This window comes from Methylovirgula sp. (assembly GCF_037200945.1).
Lineage (GTDB): Bacteria > Pseudomonadota > Alphaproteobacteria > Rhizobiales > Beijerinckiaceae > Methylovirgula.
This window is the reverse complement of the sequence record NZ_JBBCGP010000001.1, coordinates 1,187,126-1,207,893: the sequence shown is the minus strand read 5'-3', so window position 1 is coordinate 1,207,893 and position 20,768 is coordinate 1,187,126. Positions and strand designations below refer to the sequence as shown.

The window sequence follows — 20,768 nt, the reverse complement described above, 5'->3', positions numbered from 1 at the left end:
CACGCCTCGCAATGACGGCGGGCGTACGCCGCAAAATAATTCCCGCAACCATTTTGCTCGCGGTCGCGTTGGTCGCGGCCATGTTTCACTTTCGCTCAAAACCCCAAACCGCGGCGGCGCTGTGCGGCGGCAGCCTCTATACGCTGAGCTATAGCGGCGGCACGCCGCATATCGACATCGAGATCGGCGGCACCCCGGCCCGCGCCATGCTCGATTATGGCGCTACGAAAAGCTCACTGCGCGCCAGGGCGCCGGCGGAGGTGGGTCGTATCGTAAAAATGGAAACCTCCCTGCCGCTTGAGGGCGAAGGCGAGTTTCTGACGCGCCATACCGATCCGGATACGGATGCGATCATCGGCACCGATCTTCTCGGGCGTTTCACATTGGCGCTCGATGCACACACAGCGGCGATTTCAACCAAGCCCTGCGCCGCATCGGGTTTGAAAGCCGCCGGTTTCGCACCGATCGATCAGCGCGGCTTCTTCGCACCCGATCGCACGCGCGTTGCGAGGGACCGACCCAATGTGCCGGTCGTCTTCATCCAGCTTGGCGACACGAAGACCTGGGCGCAGATCGACACAGGTTATGACGACGATCTCTATCCCACTTCGCTCGACATCAACGAGCCGTTTTACAACGAATTGCTGGCAAGCGGCGTGGCGCTGACGCCCGAAGGCTTTGTGACGGTCAAGACCTGCGCCGGGTTCGAGAGCCGCCCGATCTATTCCAGCGCTCAATCGCTTGTGATCACCGATGAGGCCGGCATACCTGTTACCGGGACGCGCAAATATTATCTCATCGTCAAGCCGGTCAACATGTGCGGCGGCATCGCCAACCGGGCGACGCCGGCGGCGCAACTTGGCAGTTCTTTCATGAACCTATTCCAGTCCATTGTCTTCGATCCCAATGGGCAGATGGTCTGGCTCAAGAAAAACTGAAGCATGCACTTCACCGCTCTCGATGAGGAGCGCGATCATGATCAGAACATTCGCGCTGACCGCGATCCTGTTCGCCTCGCAAATCTTCGCTTGGCCGACCTTCGCCGCGCAGCAATTGATGCCCGCGCCCTATCCCGGCCAGCTCGGCGGCAATGCGCAGGAATCGCAGCCGTCTGGATCAGGTGACGGCACGCATCAGGAACTCGTGCCCGAACCCGCGCCGCAGGCCAAAGGACCCGACGCACTCGACGATCCACGGCCAATTACAGGCAGCCAGCATCAGCAAATCGCGCCGCATCCCTACCGCCGGCAGGATTGGTGCGGCGGCGCGAGTTCCTGCTCTATTGAGCGTTGATCTGATCGGGCAGCATCCGCGCGAGATACCCATCCTTACGGAAGGCGACATGCCAGACGATCCCGACAAGATGCGCGAACAAAAAGAAATAGACGAGATATTGGCCGGCAAGATGAATGTCGTTCGCTGTCTTCGCTAGGCTTTTGTCTTCCGGCAACAGCGGCAGCGGCAGCCCAAAGAACGAGACCGCGTGTCCGCTTGCACTTGAGGCGATATAGCCGGTCACCGGCATGACGATGAAAATCAGATAGAGAAAAACGTGCGTCGCGTGCGCGAGGCCGATCTCCCATTTGGCGGTCCAATCCGGTAGCGGCGGGGGCTTGCGCATGCCGCGCCAGACGAGCCGCGCTATGATCAGTGCAAGCGCCAGCATTCCGAAGGATTTGTGGAAGAAAATAAACACATGATGGTTCGGCGCCTCCCGACCCATATGCGCGATGATCCAGCCAAGCGGAATCGTCGTGAAGATGACAAGCGCCGTCAGCCAATGGAGAAGCTGCGCGGATGCGTTATAGCGACCCGTCACGCCACGCCCGATTTTTTGCAACATGGAAGACGCCTTCTGGAATTGCGATGGAGGCGTCCTTTAACGCGGCGGCCGGCATAACGGGAAGAGCGCAACGTCGCACCGCCGTAGAATGTGAACGGCCTATCACCCAGCCGTCTTCCACGCCGGAAATGGGTCGGGGAGCCGTTTCCACGCTGCTAACGGCATCTCTTTAGCGTTGCCGTCGCCAACGAGGCAGGCATCAAGCGCCTTGCGGATCGCGGCCTCGTTCATGCTCGCGCCGATGAACACGATCTCTTGCCGGCGGTCGCCATAAACCTTGTCCCAATTCTTCGCGACGGATTCGCGCCATTCGGGATGATCCGGCCAGCGGGTCTTCGGCACAGCCGCCCACCAGAAGCCCATCGCCTCATTGCGCACGAGAGCGCCCGCCTGGCTGAGTTCGCCGCACCAGTCCGGCCGTGTCGCGAGCCAGAAATGTCCTTTGGCGCGGATGACGCCCGGCCAGCTTGAATTGATGAATTTGTGGAATTTTGCCGGGTGAAACGGGCGCCGCGCACGATAGACGAAGCTGCCGATTCCATATTCCAACGTCTCCGGCTTGTGATCGGCGAAGCCGTAAAGTTCTTTGTACCAAAGCGGATGCTGCTGCGCTTTCTCGTAATTGAAACGGCGCGTATCGAGCACGCGGCTAAGATCGACTTTGGCCATCGTCGCTTCGATCAAATCCGCGTCGGGATTGAGCGCCCGCACGATCTTGCGCGCCGCATCGAGGTCTTCGGGCGTCGCGACATCGGTCTTGTTCAGGATAACGACATCGGCAAATTCGATCTGATCGACCAGAAGATCGACCAAAGCCCGCTCGTCCTCCTCGCCAAGCGACTCGCCACGATCCTTGAGGAAATCGGCCGACGCATAATCCTTGAGAAGGTTCACTGCATCGACGACCGTGACCATCGTGTCGAGGCGGGCGAGATCGCTGAGGCTTCGGCCGTCTTCGTCGCGGAAGTCGAAGGTTGCAGCGACCGGCAACGGTTCGGAAATGCCGGTCGATTCAATCAGCAAATAATCGAATTGCTTGTCTTCGGCCAAACGCCGCACTTCGGCGAGAAGATCATCGCGCAGCGTGCAGCAGATGCAGCCATTCGTCATCTCCACGAGCTTCTCGTCGGTGCGCGAGAGATTGGCGCCGCCCTCACGCACGAGATCGGCGTCGATATTCACTTCGCTCATATCATTGACGATGACCGCGACGCGACGGCCGGTCCGATTGTTGAGTACGTGATTGAGAAGCGTCGTCTTGCCGGCACCGAGGAAACCGGAAAGCACGGTTACGGGAAGTCTGTCGTCGATCGCCGTCGTCATCCATCACCATTGATCATGTTCGCCGCGCGAGCGCGCGGCCTGCCGCTCCGTTTTCGGGCGATGAAAATATGTAACAATATAACATATCTGGATGCAAGTCGGACAAGGCGAATGCAGGAAGATGGATTATTGCTGCATGTCCCAATCGGCGGGCCGGCCCTCCGGCACAAACGCGCCATCGGCCCGCATGGAGCCTCTCTGGGGCGCGGCATTCTGGGATGGCGCGACCGGTTCGGGCGGCAGGCTGTCCGACGACAGCGCCTGATAGGAGCGGGAATAAGAATGCGGCGGCGAATAGGGTGCCGGCGGAGGCGTATAGTCAGACTGCGGCAAGGCGGCATCGAGCGAGCCCGGCCCCGTATGCAATGCGACCGGCTGGTCGGCGCCACTGCCTGCTTGCGAGACGTCCATCTCTTCGTCAACCGGGGGCGGCTCGGGCAGGCCGTCCGGTGCGTGCGTCTGCGGCCAGACATCGGGATGCGGTTTGCAAACGCGGCGCGGTCCGGTCGACATATTGCCGCGCATCGCGAGATCGAGATGGAAGTGATTGTAATGCAGGAAGTTGTAGCCCGGCCCAAGGACGGTGGTGAAATCGCCGCAGGCGCCGTTGTCGACATCGCGCAGGAAAGCTTGGGCTTGTGGATCGCCCATCGTCCAATCATGCACGATCAAAATATTGCGACCGTCCTGCAGCCGGAAGCCGCGCACGTCGATCGCATTGCCGAAAGCATGTTCGGATAGACGCCCACCCCATTCGCCGTTGATGCCGCGACAGCTATAGGTGCCGAAAGTCTCGATCTCGACGACGCGCTCGTTGTAACGCGTCTGGGCGGCGGGCTCGACCACATCCCTGACCCAGGCGTTCAGCGCCGCGATCATCGGGCAATCGAGAATATAATCGCCGTCGAGCATCACATTGCCGTCAAGCAGGGCTGCCACTTTGAACGGATGCGTCAGGCCACAGATGCCTGGCCCGTCGATCGCCTCAATCGGGCGGACATAGGCCGATGGCTGAACAAGGTTTTCCGCGAGGCAGGCGTTCTCCGCCTCGGCGCGCCAAGCCGGCCGCTGTGCTTGATAATTCGAGCAGCCAGCGAGTTCGAGGAAAAGCGCCGCCACAGCGGCGAAAGGCAGGAGGCGACGGCACATTGCCTCAAATTGTGCGAAATATGTTAAGTGCTCTTAAAATAACGCGGTTAACGTGCGGCTCCGGTCGCTGGCGGCCGGAATTTGCAACAACGATTGGGTCTTCCCGATGGACGATACGCCCGCCACTTCGTTTCCACGCGCGTTAGGCGCGCAGACCATGCCCGGACTCGTCTGGGCTTTTCGTATGCATGCCGACGGGACGCCGCAATCGCTGCCGGTCGATAAGCCGATCGATATAAATGACGATGGCTGGCTCTGGCTGCATTTCAACCTCGCCGATGCGCGCGCCTGCGAACTCCTGCCGCGGTTCGAGGATTTGCCGCCGGAAGCCGCGGTTGCGCTCACCGCGCCCGACGGCGCGCAGCAACTGCATGTCGAAGACACCTGCGTCTACGGAATTTTCGCCGATTTGATCGCCGATCTCGACGGCGCCACGAATCATTTCGGTTATCTGCATTTCGCGATGACGGACAAGCTGCTGGTGAGCGCGCGGCGGCGCGCGATGAACGCGGCCGAAACTGCGCGCCAGGCACTTGACAGAGGTCACAAGCTGCATCGCGTCTCGTCTCTGTTCGAACTGATCGTTAACCACGTCGCCGATTCGATCGACAAATATTCCGATCAGCTCGATGAAGACATGGACGACATCGAAGACGAGCTTTGGCAGCGTGCCGCCACCGATCAGCGGGCCAAGCTCGCGAAAGTGCGCAAAGGCGCAGTGCATTTGCATCGGCAGATGCAAGGCCTGCTCGCCTTGTTCGAACGCGTTGGCCATAGACTCGACACTGCGCCGCCGCCCGAACTGCGGCTGAAGACAAGCATTCTGATGCAACGGCTCGAAAATCTCGATCGCGATATCATCGCCATGCGCGAGCGCGCGCATATGCTGCAGGAGGAAGTCGCGCTCAAGATCGCCGAGGACACCAACCGCAGTCTCTATCTGCTGACGATCATCACGACGTTCTTCCTGCCTGCGAGTCTCGTCGCCGGTATTTTCGGCATGAACGTGAAGAACCTGCCCTTCACCGACATTTCCAGCGGCTTCGTCTGGTCGATGGTGATTTTGGTCGGCGCCTCGCTCGCCATTCTCATCTTCATGCAGCGCATGCGCATTCTTTTGCGCTAGAGCCGACAAGGAGCCGCCTCAAAGCGACATGGCCAGAATTGCGATCGCCAAAAACCTGTCGCTCGACGAAAACGAACTCGAGTTCACATTTCTGCGCGCGTCCGGCCCGGGCGGACAGAATGTCAACAAGGTCGAGACGGCGGTGCAATTGCGCTTCGATGTACGCAATTCGCCGTCGCTTGACGATTACGTGAAGCGCAGGCTTGAAAAGCTCGCGGGCAGTCGGCTCACACAGGACGGCGTGCTGATCATCTCCGCGCAGAGATTTCGTTCGCAGGAGCGCAACCGCGAAGATGCCCTTGAGCGCCTCGGCGCGCTGATCGCCAAGGCCTCGGAGCGGGTGAAACGGCGAATCGCGACGCGGCCGACGTTCGCATCCCAACAACGCCGTCGCGACGCCAAGCAAAAACGCGGCGAAATCAAAAAACTGCGCGGCGCGCCCTCGGATTGAGGGTCGGCTTCGGCAAGTGGATTGCTGGCGCCGCGCGTGCTATGGCCAGCGCGAGTAAGAGGGAGGGTTGGATGCGTGTAGCTTTTGTGACCGCCACGGCGCTGGCTGCGATCTTTGCGACGGCCGCGGCTGCCGACGATTATCCGCCGCGCAAGGCGGGGCTCTGGGAAGTCGCCGTCCATAATCAGTCGGTGCCGAACATCACGATGAAAATGTGCATCGACGCCGAAACCGACCAGCTCTTCCACAAATTCAGCGGCGATATCCGCTCCAAACATTGCGGCAAGAACGACACCAAGACGGTCGGCAATGTCGTGACGTCGGAAAGCGATTGTACGATCGGCGGCACGAAAGTTGACTCGGTTGCGGTCGCCACCTTCACCGGCGATTCCGCCTATCACGTCGATATCAAGACGCATTTCGATCCGCCGAAGCTCGGTCACAGCGACTTGGCCATGAGCCAGGATGCCAAATGGGTCAGCGAATGCCCCGCGGACATGAAGCCCGGCGATTTCGAAATGGGCCACGGAATCAAGATCAATATCAAGACTATCGAACGGCTGCGTTCGCTGCTGCCGGGGCACAGCGACGAGTAAATCGCGGCCTTCTCGATCCGTAGCAAACGAAGCAATCCGTGCGTATGTCCGGATTGCTTCGTCGTGTATGCACGCCTCGCAATAAAGCGCGGATGAATCAGCTTGCGGGTGAATTCGGCGCCCCGTTTTGCGGCGGCTGGTTGTTGCGCTGAGACATGAAGCGATCGAATTCCTCGCGATCCTTGGCGCGGCGCAGATTTTCGACGAAGTTCGTGAATTCCTGCTCAGCCGCGCGCAGCTTTTCGCGCTCCGCTTCGAGGCGCGTCAGTTCCGCCTCGCGCCATTCATCGAACGCAAGATTGCCGGTCGATGACGGCTTCCACTGCCACGGTGGGCCGCCCGCGCCGCGCCGATCGCCAGCACCTGCAAAAGACCAGTTGTAAAAATCCTGCCGGCGCATTCCGAAGCCGTGACGACCCATTTTCTGCTCCCATTTCTCGCGAAATTTCTGCTGCATTTTGGCGCTGACGAAACTCGGTAGATCGCCGGCATAGGCGCTCTTCTTCTGCCAGATCTTGGCGATCAGGATGGCGAGCCCGATCGGCCAGTAAAGAATGAAGCCGAGAACCATCGCGACGATTTCGATCGGCCGCCAATCATGCAGAGTCGGAAGACCCATCGAAGCGCCGTTTGGCGCGCGGTCAAAGCTGCGTGTCACACACATAAGCTCCTCCATGCAGCACCAGTGCTGCAATGTAAAAGTAAGTTACATTAACATTAGAAGGCTGTCGAGACGGCGTCTGTTCAAATCGCGTAACATGCTGCTTACGAAGCTATTTCCGATGAAGAGCCGTGGCAATCAACGCTTCCGCGCCCCGGTCGAGGATCGCCGCGGGGTCGTCGCCGCGCGCCGGATCGAAATGGCCGGCAAGGGTCAGCATGGCAGTGCCATGTGCCAAAGCCCAGATTTCGAGCGCGAGGCGGCGGATGTCGGCGGGATCGCCGCCGCCCGTCAGGATCACGCCTGCTGCCGCGCGCGTCAGTCCGTCAAACGCTTTATTGGCGACGAAATGCACCGCGCGGCCTTGCAGGCTATGGGCGTTGTCGAACATCGCGGTGTAAAGGCCCGGCTCAGCGGTCGCGAAATTGAGATAGGCGCGGCCCATGCGCTTCAGCGCCACGCGTGGTTCCGGGCGTCCGTCGTCCCAGGCGCCCGCAAGCCGCTCGCCGAAAAGGTCGAAGCCGCGACGGGCAAGTTCGCCCATCAGATCCTGCCGGTCGGCGAAATGCCGGTAGGGCGCCGCGCCAGTGACGCCAACGCGCTTGGCGGCTTCCGCCAGGGTGAAGCCGCCCGGCCCATGTTCGGCCATCAGCGCCCGCGCTGCCTCGACCAAAGCTTCTTTCAGGCCGCCGTGGTGATAGCCGCGACGCTCCGGCCCGAAGCCGCCATGTTTCCAATTTCGCTTCATATGCTTCGGAATCATCAGATTAGTTTAGACGTGCGGGCGCGGAGGCGCCAATTGGCCGCGTCGTCGTTTGCCGGTATAAGGCCGCATGCTTTCCTTTATCCGACTTCTTTTCATTTGCATCATTTTTGCCGCGCCCGCCTTCGCGGCCGAACAGGCTTCGCCGGTGCCGTTCCAAAACAAGAGCGCGCCGACGAAAGTGCCATCCGACGTGTCGGTGCTTGCCTATGGCGCAGCGCATCCCGAATGTCTCGAATGGACGGATAGCTGCCGCACCTGCCAACGCACGCCGGACGGCCGCGTCGGCTGCTCGACGCCAGGTATCGCGTGTCAGCCGACAAAGATTGAGTGCAAGAAAGAGAGCAAGTGAGGCTAGGCGTCACGCCGCCTGAACGAAACTCTCCAGAACCATCTTGCGGCCGGCCTTGTCGAAATCGACCGTGAGCTTGTTGCCATCGACGGCGGCGACAGTGCCCGGCCCGAACTTCATGTGAAACACGCGCGCGCCCTTGTTGAAGGATGACGACGCGGACGATTTGGCGACCAGTTCGCCGTCGATCGTCATTGGCCCGCGACGTGCGGCGCTGTCGCGCGAAAAGCCCGGCTGTTGCGTCTCTTCGGCATTACGGCGCTGCGCGCGCTGCCAGCCGGGTGTCGAATAAGACGAACGATAGGTATCCATATTGGCAAAGCGCGATTGCGCATAATTGCCATAGCTGCGCCCCGACGCCGAATCGACAACTTCGACATGCGCCTCCGGCAATTCATCGACAAAGCGCGAAGGGATCGTCGTCTGCCACAGACCGCGAATACGCCGATTGGTGGCGAAATAGATTTTCGCGCGGCGTTTGGCGCGCGTGAGGCCCACGTAGGCAAGCCGGCGCTCTTCTTCGAGCCCGGCACGGCCCTGCTCGTCGAGCGAGCGCTGATGCGGGAAGAGGCCCTCCTCCCAGCCGGGCAGAAACACCGTCTCGAATTCGAGACCTTTCGCGGCGTGCAACGTCATGATCGAAACACGCTCTGCGGAATCCGCGCTGTCGGTGTCCATCACCAACGAAATATGTTCGAGGAACGCGGCGAGGCTCGGAAATTCGTCCATCGCGCGCACGAGTTCTTTCAGGTTCTCGAGGCGGCCGGCCGCCTCCGCCGTGCGGTCCTTCTGCCACATGTCGGTGTAGCCGGATTCTTCCAGAATCATCTCGGCCAATTCGCCTTGCTGCTTTTGGTCGATGAGACCCGTCCAGCGGTCGAGATCGGCGAGGAAATCGCGCAACGCCTGGCGCTGCTTCGGCTTCAATTCCTCCGTCTCGATCATCATGCGCGCAGCCTGCGTCAGCGAGATGCGTTCGCGCCGCGCATGATCGTGCAACAATTGCAGGCTCGCATCACCGAAGCCGCGCTTCGGCACATTGATGATGCGCTCAAAAGCAAGATCGTCGTCGTTCTGCGCGGTGATCCGCAGATAGGCGAGCGCATCGCGAATTTCGGCGCGCTCATAGAAGCGCGGGCCGCCGATGACCCGATAGGGCAGGCCGAGCGTGACGAAGCGCTCTTCGAATTCGCGCATCTGGAACGACGCGCGCACCAGAATTGCGACCTCGTCGAGATGCGTGCCCTTGCGCTGCAATTGCTCGATCTCTTCGCCGACGACGCGAGCTTCCTCTTCGGAATCCCACACGCCGGAGACCGTCGGTTTTTCGCCCTTGTCGCCATCGGTGAAAAGCGTTTTGCCGAGCCGACCCTGATTGCGCGCGATGAGACCCGCGGCAACATCGAGGATATGGCTGGTCGAACGGTAATTGCGCTCAAGCCGGATGATTTTCGCGCCAGGGAAATCCTTCTCGAAGCGCAGGATGTTATCGACATCCGCGCCGCGCCAGCCATAGATCGATTGATCGTCGTCGCCGACGCAGCAGATATTGTTGCGGCCCTGCGCGAGCAGTTTGAGCCACAGATATTGGACGGTATTCGTGTCCTGGTACTCGTCGACGAGCATGTAACGGAAGCGATCCTGATATTGCTTCAGCACGTCGGGATTTTCGCGGAACAACCGCAGGCTTTCGAGCAGCAGATCGCCGAAATCGGCGGCGTTCAAAATCTTCAGCCGCTCCTGATAGTGTTTGTACAACGTCGCGCCCTTGCCGTCGGCAAACGCCGCGGCTTCACCTGCCGGCACATGCGCGGGATCGAGGCCGCGATTTTTCCAATTGTCGATCTGATAGGCGAGCGTGCGCGCCGGCCACCGCTTGTCGTCGATGTTCTCGGCTTGCAGGACCTGCTTCAGCAAGCGAATCTGGTCGTCGGTATCGATGATGGTGAAGGAATTCTTCAGCCCGACAAGCTCGGCGTGACGGCGCAGGATTTTGGTCGAAATGGCGTGGAACGTGCCAAGCCAAGGCATGCCTTCCGCCGCCGGGCCGACGAGCGTCGCGATGCGCTCCTTCATCTCGCGCGCCGCCTTGTTGGTGAAGGTGACGGCGAGGATCTGGCTCGGGAAAGCGCGGCCGGTGCCCAGAATATGCGCAATGCGGGCGGTCAACACCCGCGTCTTGCCGGTGCCCGCACCGGCGAGCACAAGAAGCGGGCCGTCGAGCGTTTCGACCGCCGCGCGCTGCTCGGGGTTGAGGCCGTCGAGATAACGCACGCCTGCGCCCGCGCTGGCACGCGCGGCAATGCCGCCCGGCCGCAGGGCCGGGGCGTCGTAGCCGACCGCGGCTTCCTCGAAATTGTCTGGAATTCTGTCGGGAGCGCTCAAGCCCGCATCCCTCCGGCTGGGAACGAAAGACGAATCATTGGCCCCAATGTGGGGTCTTTGTCCACCTCTGTCGACCCGCAGCGCCCCCGCGCTGCACAGAGGAGCGCTTCGACGTGAGCATGGTTGCACCCAACGTCGTCTCGCGACCGGCCGTTTAAAACGAAAAGGGGCCGCGTCATAGCGGCCCTTTTTGCTCTAATGCTTCTTGCGGCCCTCTTTCTGCTGCATAGCCGTCTCGCCGTGACGCTCTTTCTCTTTCGTCTTTTTGAGATGCTCGCGGTTCTTTTCGGGGCTCTCGAATTTCGATGCGCCAGCTTCTTCCAGCGCAATCGCGACGGCCTGCTTGCGGTTCTTCACCTTGCCACCGCGGCTTGATTCCAACTCGCCGTGCTTGAATTCGTGCATGACACGGCCGACGACTTCCTTCTGCGCCTTGGTCTCATGTTGCGCCATGATCGTTCTCCCAACTGGCTGAGATGAGAAATAACGCACAAAATCGCGAGATGATCCACGGCAAACTCAGGTCAAATTGGCGAGCCAATCGTCGATCAGCTTCGCCGCGGCGCGCTGCAGCGCCGGACAATAAAGCACTGCGTCCTTCCGCATGGCCCGCGGATCGAGCTTGGACGCCGCAAGATCGCCGGCGTAGCCGATCAGCCAGCGCTCCAGCCCGGCCGCGTCCGGCTCGGGGTGAAATTGCAAGGCCAGAATATTGGGACCAAGGGCAAAGGCCTGGTGCCGGCAAAGCTCCGTCGAAGCCAGCAGCGTTGCGCCGTCCGGCAATGCAAACGTGTCGCCGTGCCAATGCAGGACCTCGATTCCTTCGAGATGACGCAGCGGGCTTGCTTGCCCCGCGTCATTCAGCGCGAGTCTGGAAAAGCCGACCTCGCTATGCCCGGATGGCGCGACTTTCGCGCCCAAAGCCGCCGCGATCAATTGTGACCCGAGGCAGAGGCCAAGTGTCGGTCGGCTCGCTTTTAGCCGCGTCCCAAGCAGACGAAGTTCATCGGCGAGGAACGGATAGGCCTCCGTCTGATAGACCCCGACCGGGCCACCGAGCACGACGAGTAGATCGGGCGCCAGCGGATCGAGCGATGCCAGCGCATCATCATCGACATCCAGATAGGTGATATCATAGCCCGCGCGTTCCAGCGCCGGCGCAAGCGTGCCGAGATCTTCAAATTGAACATGCCGGATGGCGATCGCGCTTTTCATATCACCTCGATCCAAAAACAAAGCGCCCGCCGTGTGGGGCGGGCGCAAAGGAAAGTCAAAATAAAAGTTCTAATTGCGCCAGCAATGCTTGCCGCCGCCGCCGATGTGCCAGCCGGGGGGACACGGACGACCACGCCCATAGCCGCCAGCCTGGCCGCCGGCGCGGCAATGGCCATAGGGACCTCGATGGCCATGTATTCCGCAGCCACCGTAAACGAGCGTCAGTTCTGGCGATGATGCACCGCTGAGCGACGACAATGGAAGCGCCTCAGCCTGAGACGCAGCGAACGCGAACCCGACAACAAGTGAAAGTGCCAATGCTTTCTTGAGCATCCGTATCTCCCCGTAATGCTGAGGCCCGGGCCGGATAGAAAGTATAACGGCCTAAAGCCCAGTGAAGCTATAGAACCGCCGCGGCCAAGCTTCAAGCGCGCGGCGGCTTATTGCCTTCTTTCATTCGTTTCATCTTGATCGTCATCATGCCGTCATTTTCACCAGAGCCAGGCTGAAACTGGCGATGAAGAGGAACGAGGCGAGGCCGAGAAGCAAAGGACGCAAACCCTTGGCGCGCAGCTTACGGATATCGGTTTCGAGGCCCATCGCGGCCAACGCCATCGAAAGAAGAAATGTGGTCAGCGTCACGACCGCCTCCTTAAACCCGCCGGGCAATGTCACCACGCTGTTGACGCCCACAAGCGCGATGAAACCCAACACAAACCACGGGATCGGCGCGGCGGTACGTTGTTGATGATGTCCGTGGCTCGTGGCGTGGGTGCGCGCCAGAAAACCAAGCGTAATGACCACCGGCGCCAGCAGCGTAACGCGCGAGAGCTTGGCGATTGTGCCGAAATCGCCGGCCGCTTTGCCGTCCTGAAAGGTTGCGGCGACGACCTGCGCGATCTCGTGGATCGACGCGCCGGCCCAAAGTCCATAGGCATGCGGCGACAGATGCAGCAGGCCCGGCAGCAGGGGATAGCCGAACATCGCGATCGAACCGAAAACGGTCACGCACGCAACCGCGTAGGCCACATCCTCGTCATGCGCATTGGTCACGGTATTGGTGGCAATGACCGCCGAGGCGCCGCAAATTGACGTTCCCGCCGCGATCAATTCGGCAAGCTTGCGCTCGACACCGAGCATTTTGCCGAGCCATTTGGTGAAGACGAAGGTCGCAACCAGCGTCAGCACAATCACGCCCAGGCCTTTCGGCCCGACTTCGGCCACCTGCTGTGCCGTGAGTTGCAGGCCGAGCAGAATGATGGCGAAGCGCAAAATCAGCCGTAGCGAGAACGTGACGCCTGCCTTCGCCCGTGCCGGCGTCCCGACAAGATTGTGAAAGGCGATGCCGATGACGATCGCCAGAATCATCGGGCTGAACGTCCCGACGCCGGGCAGGCTGTGCAAGGCAAAGCCGGTCGCTGCGATGGTTGCGGTGAGCAGCAGTCCGGGGATGATCGAGAGATTGAGACGGCGCGGCGGCGCGGTCTCATGCGCCGCCGGCAGATTTATGGGATTTGTTGCAATTTCCATCATTCGGCTCCGTGTTAGCGCCGAATGTCCGGGATTCAGATCGACAAATATAATTCATTATTATTGTAGTATCGATCAATAAGATTGATCGATTTGACGCGAATCGCTTCGCTTGAACGCCTTAAAGCTCGCCGGTCAGAAACTGCGCCCGGCCGTTGCCGAAAGACCAGTCCTCGTCGGTGTTCTGAACAAGCGAGATCATCACGTCGGAAGTCGCGATGGCGCAATGTTCCCAGAGCTCCTGGCAGAGCAATTTGTAGAACGTCTCTTTCTCGGCGCGCGAGCGCGGCCGCGTCGTCACCGTGACCAGAACGAATTTATGCGTGCGCGGAATGTTAAGGCCCGTGTCCTGCGCGATCAGATGCAACGCCCGATGTTCCGTATAGACCTGATAGCGGTCGCGCTCGGGGACTTTGAACGCGGCGAGCATGGCGCGGTGCGCCGCATCGAGCAGCGTTTGAACTTCGTCGTCTGTGCGGCCGATGATGGCATCGATACGGATAAGCGGCACGTGCCCCCCCCTTGCTAGCTTTTGCGGCGCTATGGTCCGGCCCGAGGCCGCCGCAACGGTGCACCGATTGGCGGTGTTTAATGCGACTTCCTGATGAAAGCGAGCTACGCTTTCGATGAGGAGATCCACGCCCGCTTCACATCTCGTTCAGCCCGGAAGATAATCTGAAGCTCGGCAATTTGAGCCGAAATTGCGTGCGAGTTGTAACGTGATTTAACTGTCATCCCCGCGTTGCATCAACGCCGGCACAAATGTGGTTGCGTCTTGACATCATATAGACCAACTGGTCTATAAATTACCGATCAGTACAGGAGATCGCCATGGCGCCGCCCGTTCCACCGTTTACCCGTGAAACCGCAATTGCCAAGGTCCGCGGCGCAGAGGACGGCTGGAACAGCCGTGACCCCGAACGCGTATCGAAAGTCTACACGGTGGATTCGGTCTGGCGGAATCGCGCCGAGTTCCCGCGCGGGCGCGCCGAAATCATCGCGTTTTTGACACGCAAATGGACGCGTGAATTGGATTACCGGCTGATCAAGGAGCTTTGGGCCTTCACCGGCGATCGGATCGCCGTGCGTTTTGCCTACGAATGGCACGACGACAGTGGCCAGTGGTTCCGCTCCTACGGCAACGAGAACTGGGAATTCGACGCGGAAGGCTTGATGCATCACCGTTACGCATGCATCAACGATCTGCCGATCAAGGAAGCAGACCGCAAGTTCTTCTGGCCCTTGGGCCGCCGGCCGGACGACCATCCGGGGCTCAGCGACCTCGGGCTTTAAGGCGCATTAAGCGACGAAATGGGCGCTGTCGCCGCCCGTCACCGAGAACGAGGCGCCGCTGACCATTCGTGCGGCGTCCGAGGCGAGAAAAACCACCATCGGCGCGACATCCTCCGGCTCGATCCACGGGATACCGAGCGGCGACTTTGTCTCTAGCATCGATTTGGCCGTCGCCTCGTCCTGCCCGACATTGTGCGACGGCGTCTTGCCGCCTTCTTCGATCGCTTGCGCGTAGCGATCCTCGTGTCGCGTCAGGGCTGTATCGATCAAGCCTGGGATCAGCGCGTTGACGGTAATCTTGTGCGGGCCGAATTCCAGCGCCGCGGATTTCATCAATCCAATCAGGCCCCACTTCGACGCGGAATAGGCTGCGCCGAATTTGGTGCCATGCTGGCCCTGCGTCGAAGACGTAATGACGATACGGCCACCGCCGCGTTTAACGAGCAGCGGCGCGAAGCTCCGCAGCACATTCGCCGTGCCGGAGAGATTGACATCGATCTGGTCGTGCCAATCGGCATCCTGCATGTCGAGGATCGGCTTGAACCCCTGGATTCCGGCATTGGCGAAGATAATGTCGACGCCACCGAAGTCCTTCTCGATCTGCGCGGCCGCGGCACGCAAGGCGCCGATATCCCGCTGATCGAGAATGATCGAATGCCAGCGCCGCCCCGTGTCTTTGACGATCCGGCCGGTTTCGGCGAGATCCTCGGGGCTTGCGGGCGCAAGATCGAGGATGGGGCTCACAAAGGCTGCGATATCGATGCCGATGACGTCGGCGCCGGCTTGGGCGAGCGCGACGGCCCCCGCACGGCCGATACCGCGCGCCGCGCCGGTCACGACGGCGATTTTGCCGTCAAGCTGAAACATTGCAGACATCACTCAACTCCTATTCGACGGTTTCTGTCGGCGTGATCTCTTGCACCACATCGCGGTCCATGCGCTCCCAATAGGGTGGGCGGCCGAAACGCGCGGCAAAGAAAGCGAGAAAGGCGCGCACTTTCGGCGCGACGATGCGCTTCGGCGGATAGACGCCCCAAATGGCGCGCTCCGGGCCCGAAGCGATCGCCCAATGCCAATCGTCGAGAATTGGCACAAGCTGCCCCGCCGCGAGTTCGTCCGCCATGATCCATGTCGGCAGCAAGGCGATGCCCAAACCGTCGCGCGCCAGTTGCAACAAGGCCTCGGATTCATTGGCGCGAACATCGCCGCTGACGGTGATATTGGCGAACTCGGTCCCGGCAGGCGGCCGGAAATACCAGATCTCGCCCTGCTGTGGCGCGAGGATGAGACAAGCATGACGCGTCAAATCGTTTGGCTGGCTCGGCGCGCCTTGGCGCCCCAGATAATCGGGACTTGCTACGGGAATGCGACGCTGCGGCGCCAGCTTCTTGGCAACCAGCGTTGAATCTTCCAGCGCGCCGATGCGGATCGCGACATCGGTCCCGGTCTCGATCAAATTCACCACTGTGTCAGTCAGGGAGATGTCGAGCCGCACCTGCGGGTGCAGATCATGAAAATCCTTGAGATGCGGAACGACGTGCCGGCGGCCGAAAGCACTTGGGATGTTCACGCGCAACACGCCGCGCGGGCTGGCGTTGAGCGTATGCATGGCCAGACGCGCTTCCTCGACCTCGGCGAGGATCGCGACCGCACGGCGATAGAAATCGGCCCCGCCTTCCGTCAGATGCAGCCGTCGTGTCGAGCGGTTGAAGAGCGCGACGCCAAGGTCGGCCTCGAGCCCGCTCACATAGCGAGACACCGTCGAGACTTTCAGTTCCTGCTCGACCGCCGCCTTGGAGAAACTTCCAAGATCGACGGCGCGCACGAAAGCTCGCACCGCAGCAAGATAGTCCATCAGTCTCTGTCCGTCTGCGCAACAATGGCGGCGTTGTTTGGCATCCTATCAAGCTTTTCGTCGACATTATGCCCTTTTTTGCAAATGAGATTTGAGCGCTGAGCCGTTTCACGCCGCGATGCGAGAGCGCATGTTTTCGCCAGCAGGGAGGTTTGCCATGTTGGCCGCCATCTTCATTTTTCTTGCCGCAGAGCTTCTGGGCGAATTGTTCCGCAGCGTTTTGCACCTGCCGGTGCCCGGCCCCGTGATTGGCATGATCGCGCTCGCCGCCTGGCTCATTTGGTGCGGGCGGACCACGCAGCCCGAACCGAGCGCGCTCGACCGCGCGGCAGACGGCATTCTCGGCCATCTCGGTCTTCTCTTCGTTCCAGCAGGCGTTGGCATCATCGGCGAACTTGCTGTCATCCGGCGTGAATGGCTGCCGATCCTCGGCGGCGTTGTCGGCTCGACAATCTTGAGTCTCGCCGTCACAGGGCTCGTCCTGCATCATCTGCTTCGCCGCAAGGCAGCGCCGAAACGGGCGGCAGCTCTCGCGATAGGAGACAAGGCATGTATCGCGAAATCCTAGACGTCTGGACGCCGCTCGCGCCCTCACCCCTCGTCTGGATCGTGCTGACAATCGGCGCCTATCTCGGGGGTTGCTGGCTGCAGCGGCGCGTCGGCGGTGCGGCCTATGCCAATCCGGTCCTGTTTGCGGTCGTGGTCGTCGGCCTTGTCGTCCTAGCGACGGGAACGTCTTACTCAACCTATTTTGGCGGCGCGCAATTCATCAACTTCCTGCTTGGCCCGGCGACGGTCGCACTCGCCGTGCCGCTGGCGCGCAATTTTCATCACATCCGCCGCAATCTCGCGAGCATCGGCGTGGCCCTCGCCGCCGGATCGGTGACTGCGATCATCAGCGGCATTTTCATTGTCCATATGCTCGGCGGCAGCCGCGCCACTGCGCTGTCCATGGCACCCAAATCCGTGACGACGCCGATCGCCATGGCGGTCTCTACGGAAATCGGCGGCGATCCAGCGCTGACCGCTGCGCTTGCCATGGTCGGCGGCATCCTTGCGGCCATTGTTGGTGAGAAAATGCTGAAAGGCCTGCGCGTCGCAGATTGGCGCGCGCATGGGCTTGCGGCGGGTGTCGCGGGGAGTGGTGTGGCGGCAGCGCAGGCCGCGAGCCTCGACGGTTTGGCCGCGGCTTTTGCCGCGCTCGGTATCGCGCTGAATGGTTTAATGACAGCGCTGATCTTGCCGCTCGTGCCGCTGGTTTGGCATTAGGACTCGCGAAACCGCGAACACCTGGTTTCTGTCAGAGCCAATGTGCTCGGCGCCACGCTGTCGGTGTCAACCCGGTCTCTCTTTTGAAGGCAACGCCGAACGCGCTTTGCGTGGAGAACCCGACGGCCGACGCTATGAACGGCAAGCCGAGGCTGCGGTCACCAAGCAACGCCTTTGCCCGGTCAATCCGCTCACGACGCAGCCAGGCATGCGGCGACAATCCAACTGATCTTTTGAAAGCAAAAGAGAAATGCCCGGGCGAAAGGCCGCTGATGTCCGCGATCTCCGACAGCGAAAGGTCATCGGCAAGACGGCTTCTCATATATTCGGACGCCCGGCGGAGAACGCCGGGTGCCAAGCCGCCGCGGTGAGAAGCCACAAGTGCACGCGAGTAATTTGAAAGATGTCGCGTGACATGCAACGCCAGAAGCGCGACGGCCGTCTCGCAATAAAGCAGTCCTGCCCGCGCTTCGCTTTCGCACTCCTCGGAAATCACGCGCGCCAATTGCCAAGTCAGCGGATGATTGTAATCCCAACTCTCTATGAATTCGACCGAAGACAGATGCTGCAGCTCGGAAATGCGAAGAGCGTAGCTAGGCTCTAGTTCTATCGATAGGAAGCGATAGTTCGACTTCTCTTTGATTCTGAACTCGACGCCGGTCTCTGGAGGAAGCAGAAGTCCGTAACACGGACGATTCTTATACGCATAGATCTGCTTTCCGCGATCTGCATCAGCTTCGACGTAACCGGAATTCCACGAAAACTGAAGTTCCAGGCATCGCGTGCGAATTTCCGCCGCGCCGGATACTTTATCAATTTTATGCGTCGCGGCCGTTCCGCCGGGCCAGACTATTTGCGTCGAGCGAGCGACGCTCCCCTTCATGTCAGACCAAATTGTATCGCGGTGCCCCGGCGCGCTGAACATCGGAACAGGGGTGAATGTTTGAGGCGGATCGGTTGAAGGACTACCGTCGCTCGGCATCGCTGGCCTTCCAATTTCGCAGCCGGTTCCTATTCCAAAACCAATGTTTGTGCACGCTAATCACATTGCTGTGCTTTGGCAAAGCATTGATCGATGCGGAGACGACCAACAATCCCTGTCGTGAATTCCTCATACATCTCAAATCGGATGAAGTTCTTACCTGACATCCGTTTTGGGAGCTTTCGTCGGAAATTACGGCGTTTGTTCAGAGAACAGGACAAACCCCCTCGTGTGCGTTTTTGGCTAGTGGAGAAATCCGCCCCTTTATGCCTGTGAAGTGCACGCGGCTACGGAAGGCATCGCCGGAGCACACGCGAGGTCGTTCGTTCCGTTTCCATGGGCGGGAGGCATTTGCTTCGTCGGCCGATTTACGAAACTCAAAATTTGAAGAGCGAGCAGATCATGCAGCAGTTCGCACGCGTACAGACGGACAAAGGCATCATCCCAATCATTCTGAAAGGCGATACACATCTGGACTTGCGACCGCTCGTCTCCGACATCACGCCGGACGCGATCGCCGGCGGAGCCTTGAGCAATGTCGACACGAGCCGCCTTTCTCCCATCAATGGCGACTTCACGTACCTTGCGCCGATTTCTGGTATCCGGCAGATCGCTGCAACTGGCTTCAATTACAAAAAGCATATCGAAGAATTCAAAATGAAGACCCCGACCGAGCCGGAAGTCTTCCTCAAAGCGATTACTTCGTTAACCGGTCCATCCGATCCCGTCTCGCGCGGTCCCAATCAGGGTGTGAAACTCGATTGGGAGACGGAGCTCACCATCGTCATCGGGCGTGAGGCCAAGGACATCAGTGTGGTCGAGGCGCCAGATTACATCTTTGGGTATGTCTGCCTGAACGATGTTTCGGATCGTGCGACGCAGGTCGACGCGGAAGGGGGGCAGCATCTGGTTCGCGCCAAATCGCGGCCGACTTACACGCCCATCGGTCCCTATCTGGCGACCGGCATCGACGGGATGAATGTCGATGTCTGGACCAAGCTCAACGGCCATTACGAGCAGCAGGGTAATACCAGCGATATGCTGTTCGGCATCAATGAAATGGTCGCCTACTTTTCAACTCATATGGCTTTGCTACCGGGCGATCTCATCGCGACGGGTACGCCGCCGGGCGTCGGCTTCGGCAAGAACCGATTCATGGCGGTCGGCGACGTGCTTGAATGCGGCATCTCCCATCTCGGCGCGCAACGGCACGAGATCGTCGTCTAGAGAAGTGTGGAGCAGTCCGGCGGCGCGGCGCCGGACTGGACCTGGGCCGTTCCCTCACATATATATGACCGTTCGTCTTGCCGAACGGAGCGGAGATGGGACGGCCAAATCTCAAGGATAAAATTCTCGACGCTGCGGTCGATCGCCTGACCGCGAAGGGCTATGGCGCGACCAGTGTCCAAGACATTACCGATGCGGCGGGCGCCCCCAAGGGCTCTTTCTATAACCACTTCAAAAGCAAGGAACATCTGGCAGTGGAGGCCCTCGGGCTCTATCAGGCCGGCCTCAGTTCTGAGCGTCTGCTTGACAGTTCCGTACCGCCCCTTCAGCGGCTGCGGCGTCATTTCGAGTGGATGAGCGAGCTGATTGAAGCCAAGGAATATCACAACGGCTGCCTCATGGGCGGCCTCGCCGCCTTCGTCGATTCGGAACAGCCGCTCGTCCAGCAGGCCGTGAGCGCCGCCTACACAGACATGACAACCGGCATCGCCGCCGTGCTTGGGGAAGCCAAAGGCACAGGCGATCTACCTGCGAATCAAAGCGTTAGTGACCTGGCCACAGTGATTTTCGATGCCTGGGAGGGCGCGATCCTTCGCGTCCGCGTCGAGGGGCGCCGGCGTGCCTTCGATGCTTTCGTGTCGGTGATCTTCGACCAACTCCTTCCGGGTTTAGCGCGCTAAACCTGACGCGCTAAAATCCCACCGTCACGCCTGAGCTGATATTCGCGTCACTTGTCTAAGACGACCGG

The 20,768-nt window shown here is 60.3% G+C and carries 24 protein-coding genes; 11 read left to right on the top strand and 13 right to left on the bottom strand.

Annotated elements, in window-relative coordinates; all coding sequences use genetic code 11:
- The first annotated feature begins 11 nt into the window (after positions 1 to 11).
- The gene (locus tag WDN02_RS05895) at positions 12 to 938 is read left to right on the top strand and encodes a hypothetical protein (RefSeq protein WP_337292604.1); all 927 of its coding nucleotides are present in this window, start codon (positions 12 to 14) and stop codon (positions 936 to 938) included.
- Between the two features lie 37 nt (positions 939 to 975).
- Complete coding sequence (locus tag WDN02_RS05890) at positions 976 to 1,293, top strand: hypothetical protein (protein WP_337292603.1); 318 nt, start codon at positions 976 to 978, stop codon at positions 1,291 to 1,293.
- Here WDN02_RS05890 and WDN02_RS05885 read toward each other — a convergent pair.
- From WDN02_RS05885 to WDN02_RS05875, 3 genes are all read right to left on the bottom strand, one after another.
- Complete coding sequence (locus tag WDN02_RS05885) at positions 1,280 to 1,843, bottom strand: cytochrome b (protein ID WP_337292602.1); 564 nt, start codon at positions 1,841 to 1,843, stop codon at positions 1,280 to 1,282. The genes WDN02_RS05890 and WDN02_RS05885 overlap by 14 nt on opposite strands.
- A gap of 102 nt (positions 1,844 to 1,945) precedes the next feature.
- A complete protein-coding gene (gene zigA, locus WDN02_RS05880; RefSeq protein ID WP_337292601.1) occupies positions 1,946 to 3,166 on the bottom strand; it encodes a zinc metallochaperone GTPase ZigA in 1,221 nt (406 codons plus the stop codon).
- A gap of 126 nt (positions 3,167 to 3,292) precedes the next feature.
- Positions 3,293 to 4,315: an extensin family protein gene (locus WDN02_RS05875; protein WP_337292600.1), complete on the bottom strand. Its 1,023-nt coding sequence runs from the start codon at positions 4,313 to 4,315 to the stop codon at positions 3,293 to 3,295.
- 52 nt (positions 4,316 to 4,367) lie between these two features.
- On the opposite strand from WDN02_RS05875, the gene WDN02_RS05870 reads away from it, so the two are divergent.
- The 3 genes from WDN02_RS05870 to WDN02_RS05860 all read left to right on the top strand — a co-directional run bounded on the left by WDN02_RS05870 (position 4,368) and on the right by WDN02_RS05860 (position 6,488).
- Positions 4,368 to 5,441, top strand: a complete 1,074-nt coding sequence (locus WDN02_RS05870) for a CorA family divalent cation transporter (protein WP_337292599.1) — start codon at positions 4,368 to 4,370, stop codon at positions 5,439 to 5,441.
- A gap of 28 nt (positions 5,442 to 5,469) precedes the next feature.
- Positions 5,470 to 5,892: an alternative ribosome rescue aminoacyl-tRNA hydrolase ArfB gene (arfB, locus tag WDN02_RS05865; RefSeq protein WP_337292598.1), complete on the top strand. Its 423-nt coding sequence runs from the start codon at positions 5,470 to 5,472 to the stop codon at positions 5,890 to 5,892.
- 71 nt (positions 5,893 to 5,963) lie between these two features.
- Positions 5,964 to 6,488, top strand: coding sequence for a DUF3617 family protein (locus tag WDN02_RS05860; protein ID WP_337292597.1), 525 nt, complete (start codon positions 5,964 to 5,966; stop codon positions 6,486 to 6,488).
- 97 nt (positions 6,489 to 6,585) lie between these two features.
- On the opposite strand, the gene WDN02_RS05855 is transcribed toward WDN02_RS05860, so the two are convergent.
- Positions 6,586 to 7,146 carry a DUF2852 domain-containing protein gene (locus WDN02_RS05855; RefSeq protein WP_337292596.1) on the bottom strand — a complete coding sequence of 187 codons (561 nt, stop codon included), beginning with the start codon at positions 7,144 to 7,146 and terminating at the stop codon, positions 6,586 to 6,588.
- Positions 7,147 to 7,261: 115 nt separating this feature from the next.
- On the bottom strand, positions 7,262 to 7,897 hold the full coding sequence (locus tag WDN02_RS05850) for a TetR/AcrR family transcriptional regulator (RefSeq protein ID WP_337292595.1): 636 nt from the start codon (positions 7,895 to 7,897) through the stop codon (positions 7,262 to 7,264).
- Between the two features lie 85 nt (positions 7,898 to 7,982).
- On the opposite strand from WDN02_RS05850, the gene WDN02_RS05845 reads away from it, so the two are divergent.
- Positions 7,983 to 8,264, top strand: a complete 282-nt coding sequence (locus WDN02_RS05845) for a hypothetical protein (RefSeq protein ID WP_337292594.1) — start codon at positions 7,983 to 7,985, stop codon at positions 8,262 to 8,264.
- Between the two features lie 9 nt (positions 8,265 to 8,273).
- Here WDN02_RS05845 and WDN02_RS05840 read toward each other — a convergent pair whose 3' ends face one another.
- From WDN02_RS05840 to WDN02_RS05815, 6 genes are all read right to left on the bottom strand, one after another.
- Positions 8,274 to 10,631 carry a UvrD-helicase domain-containing protein gene (locus WDN02_RS05840; RefSeq protein WP_337294877.1) on the bottom strand — a complete coding sequence of 786 codons (2,358 nt, stop codon included), beginning with the start codon at positions 10,629 to 10,631 and terminating at the stop codon, positions 8,274 to 8,276.
- A 213-nt stretch (positions 10,632 to 10,844) separates the two neighbouring features.
- Complete coding sequence (locus WDN02_RS05835; protein WP_337292593.1) at positions 10,845 to 11,102, bottom strand: DUF6496 domain-containing protein; 258 nt, start codon at positions 11,100 to 11,102, stop codon at positions 10,845 to 10,847.
- Between the two features lie 66 nt (positions 11,103 to 11,168).
- Positions 11,169 to 11,864 (bottom strand): glutamine amidotransferase, encoded by a 696-nt coding sequence (locus WDN02_RS05830; RefSeq protein ID WP_337292592.1) that lies wholly within the window; start codon positions 11,862 to 11,864, stop codon positions 11,169 to 11,171.
- Positions 11,865 to 11,933: 69 nt separating this feature from the next.
- The gene (locus WDN02_RS05825; protein ID WP_337292591.1) at positions 11,934 to 12,197 is read right to left on the bottom strand and encodes a hypothetical protein; all 264 of its coding nucleotides are present in this window, start codon (positions 12,195 to 12,197) and stop codon (positions 11,934 to 11,936) included.
- Positions 12,198 to 12,341: 144 nt separating this feature from the next.
- Positions 12,342 to 13,394: a YeiH family protein gene (locus tag WDN02_RS05820; RefSeq protein WP_337294876.1), complete on the bottom strand. Its 1,053-nt coding sequence runs from the start codon at positions 13,392 to 13,394 to the stop codon at positions 12,342 to 12,344.
- A gap of 121 nt (positions 13,395 to 13,515) precedes the next feature.
- Positions 13,516 to 13,905 (bottom strand): tautomerase family protein, encoded by a 390-nt coding sequence (locus tag WDN02_RS05815; RefSeq protein ID WP_337292590.1) that lies wholly within the window; start codon positions 13,903 to 13,905, stop codon positions 13,516 to 13,518.
- 320 nt (positions 13,906 to 14,225) lie between these two features.
- Here WDN02_RS05815 and WDN02_RS05810 point away from each other — a divergent pair, with 320 nt between their 5' ends.
- The gene (locus WDN02_RS05810) at positions 14,226 to 14,687 is read left to right on the top strand and encodes a nuclear transport factor 2 family protein (RefSeq protein ID WP_337292589.1); all 462 of its coding nucleotides are present in this window, start codon (positions 14,226 to 14,228) and stop codon (positions 14,685 to 14,687) included.
- A 6-nt stretch (positions 14,688 to 14,693) separates the two neighbouring features.
- Here WDN02_RS05810 and WDN02_RS05805 read toward each other — a convergent pair whose 3' ends face one another.
- Positions 14,694 to 15,563, bottom strand: a complete 870-nt coding sequence (locus WDN02_RS05805; protein ID WP_337292588.1) for an SDR family NAD(P)-dependent oxidoreductase — start codon at positions 15,561 to 15,563, stop codon at positions 14,694 to 14,696.
- Positions 15,564 to 15,573: 10 nt separating this feature from the next.
- Positions 15,574 to 16,542, bottom strand: coding sequence for a LysR family transcriptional regulator (locus WDN02_RS05800; RefSeq protein ID WP_337292587.1), 969 nt, complete (start codon positions 16,540 to 16,542; stop codon positions 15,574 to 15,576).
- A gap of 157 nt (positions 16,543 to 16,699) precedes the next feature.
- Here WDN02_RS05800 and WDN02_RS05795 point away from each other — a divergent pair, with 157 nt between their 5' ends.
- The 4 genes from WDN02_RS05795 (at position 16,700) to WDN02_RS05780 (ending at position 20,700) form a co-directional block, all read left to right on the top strand.
- A complete protein-coding gene (locus WDN02_RS05795; RefSeq protein ID WP_337292586.1) occupies positions 16,700 to 17,110 on the top strand; it encodes a CidA/LrgA family protein in 411 nt (136 codons plus the stop codon).
- Positions 17,092 to 17,811, top strand: a complete 720-nt coding sequence (locus tag WDN02_RS05790; protein ID WP_337292585.1) for an LrgB family protein — start codon at positions 17,092 to 17,094, stop codon at positions 17,809 to 17,811. Before WDN02_RS05795 ends, WDN02_RS05790 begins: the two co-directional genes overlap by 19 nt.
- A 1,384-nt stretch (positions 17,812 to 19,195) precedes the next feature.
- The gene (locus WDN02_RS05785; RefSeq protein WP_337292584.1) at positions 19,196 to 20,020 is read left to right on the top strand and encodes a fumarylacetoacetate hydrolase family protein; all 825 of its coding nucleotides are present in this window, start codon (positions 19,196 to 19,198) and stop codon (positions 20,018 to 20,020) included.
- A 95-nt stretch (positions 20,021 to 20,115) separates the two neighbouring features.
- Positions 20,116 to 20,700 carry a TetR/AcrR family transcriptional regulator gene (locus WDN02_RS05780; protein WP_337292583.1) on the top strand — a complete coding sequence of 195 codons (585 nt, stop codon included), beginning with the start codon at positions 20,116 to 20,118 and terminating at the stop codon, positions 20,698 to 20,700.
- Positions 20,701 to 20,768: the final 68 nt, after the last annotated feature.